Origin of the sequence: Kandleria vitulina DSM 20405 (genome assembly GCF_000702065.1) — a bacterium.
Lineage (GTDB): Bacteria > Bacillota_I > Bacilli_A > Erysipelotrichales > Coprobacillaceae > Kandleria > Kandleria vitulina.
In genome coordinates this window covers 1-2,274 of record NZ_JNKN01000067.1, presented here as the reverse complement: position 1 = coordinate 2,274, position 2,274 = coordinate 1, and the positions used below count along the sequence as shown (strand labels likewise).

The 2,274-nt window shown below is 43.8% G+C and carries 2 protein-coding genes; both read left to right on the top strand.

The window, feature by feature from the left end:
- Nucleotides 1–229: 229 nt before the first annotated feature.
- Entirely contained in the window at nucleotides 230–1,447 is a 1,218-nt protein-coding gene (gene istA / locus T513_RS0109525; RefSeq protein WP_031589898.1) for an IS21 family transposase, read from the top strand.
- Nucleotides 1,448–1,470: 23 nt separating this feature from the next.
- Nucleotides 1,471–2,241 (top strand): IS21-like element helper ATPase IstB, encoded by a 771-nt coding sequence (gene istB / locus T513_RS0109520; protein WP_031589897.1) that lies wholly within the window; start codon nucleotides 1,471–1,473, stop codon nucleotides 2,239–2,241.
- Nucleotides 2,242–2,274: the final 33 nt, after the last annotated feature.

Below are 2,274 nucleotides of genomic sequence, written 5' to 3'. Positions count from 1 at the left end.
CAGATAAGGAAGAATTCCGGCTTTGAATACAACCTTTCCGACATCCTATCCACACTCGTCTACATGAGAATACTTGAACCGTCTTCCAAGAAGGGTAATGATGGTAATGTAAAGATAACCAATTCGGGTGGTTAGAATTTGGCCAATATTGGCCAGATCTGATCATTCGATTAGTTATCTTTTTTCATTTATACTATGACTTCTACAAAGCATACGGGAGGTCATAGTAATGGAACTAAATTTTGTAGGAGAATTAAACATCATGATTGAGAAAGGCATAAAGCCAAACTTTTCCGATCTTTCTAGAAGATATAAGGTAGATCGCAAGACAATAAGAAAATATTATGTTTCAGGAGGAATCCCAAAAAGAAAACAGGTGAAGAAGAGCAGCAAATATGACAGATACAGGGATGAAATAGTCGAGCTCATGGACAAGCCATCCGTAACCAAGAAGGCTGTATTCAGATATCTGGAAAACAAATACAGGAATGAGATCGAATGGAACTACAACTCATTCAAATGGTACACACGAGCCCATGGCATCATCCTAAGAAAGTCCACAGTTCCGCATCCGGCCTATGAGACTCCCCCTGGGGAACAGCTGCAGGCGGACTGGAAGGAAAACATCAAGATCCATCTTAAGGATGGAACCGAAGTCGTTTTCAATGTCTTCTCGGCTACGCTTGGCTATTCAAGAAAGCATGTGTTCATATATTCAGCCACGAAGACCACAAAGGACTTTATCCGCTGCACAATCGAAGCGTACAGAAGACTTGGCGGTGTGACAAGGAATCTGCTGACCGACAACATGACAGCCATAGTCCAGGTCAGGGGCCCAAACAAGAAGGTCTATCCGGAGATATCGCAGCTGTTCAATGACCTTGGAGTGAAGCTGATCCTATCCAAGGTGAGAACGCCCCAGACAAAGGGAAAGGACGAGAATGCGAACAAGTTCGTCAAATGGATCTATCCCTATGACTATGAGCTTGAGTGCGAAGAGGAGCTTATCTATACAATCGAGAAGCTCATAGCTGACCAGTGCAACGACCAGAGGAACAGCACCACTGAGATTCCTCCCAACGCGTTGTTCAGGAAAGAAAAAGAATACCTGCAGCCTCTGCCGAACAAGGTGATGCTTGATTCATACATCATCGAACATCACATGGAGACTGTTGACAGCAGACTCCTGATTCGTCACAAGGGCAACTGGTATTCCGTACCGCCAAAGTACATAAATCAAAGAGTAGATGTATTTCCGATTGAAGAAAGCTTATACATCTACCACAACGGCATTCTGGCAGCTAAACACAATATAGCACAAACCAGGTACAATTATAAGCCCATCCACTACAAAGAGGCCTATAAGATCCTTTCGGGCAGGAGCAGCCCTGATATCGAGGAATGGGCAATGGAGAACTTCAAGAACCTTGAAGGCATAGGACTATAGAATGAACAAAGGAGAACAAAGACGTGGATACAACATACAATAAGCTTCTGAACAATCTGGACCTGCTCAAGCTGAATACATTCAGGAACAATCTTTCGCAGTATATAGACATGATAAATGCAGGCGATAAGAGCATTATAGAGGCGCTATATGAGCTGACCGAAAAGGAGAAGCGGTTCAGGGATGAGAAGGCAACAATAATGCAGGTCAAGAAATCTGCCTTTCCATATCTCAGGGACATCGATGACTACGACTTCTCGTTTCAGCCGTCGGTAGACAGGAGGAAGATAGAAGATCTGGCTTCCCTGAGATTCATGGAGAACAATGAGAACATCCTGTTCGTAGGTTCGCCGGGAACCGGAAAGACGCATCTAGCAAGTGCAATCGGTGCCGAAGCCGCAAGACATCGCTACAGTGTATACTTCATTACCTGCCAGGAGCTGATGAGTCAGCTGAAGAAGGCTGAAATGGAGAACAGGCTTGAAGCAAGGCTCAAGGCATTCATGAGGCATAAGCTGCTTATCATCGATGAGATCGGCTACCTGAATCTCGACCAGGAAGATGCCAATCTTTTCTTCCAGCTCATCTCATTGAGATACGAGAAAAAGTCAACAATCATCACAACAAACAAGACACTATCAAAATGGACTGAAATATTTGGGGATCCAATAATTGCAAATGCGATACTGGACAGACTGCTGCATCATTCCCATGTCATCAATATCGTTGGCCCATCCTATAGAACCAAAAACATTCTGACGAATGCAGAAGAACCAAAAAGCAAAGAATACTAACCACCCAATTTGGGGAAATTTTCATTGACATCA

What these genes read in the sequence shown, in the direction of transcription:
- istA (WP_031589898.1), top strand. Translation starts at nt 230, where the DNA reads ATGGAACTAAATTTTGTAGGAGAATTAAACATCATGATTGAGAAAGGC.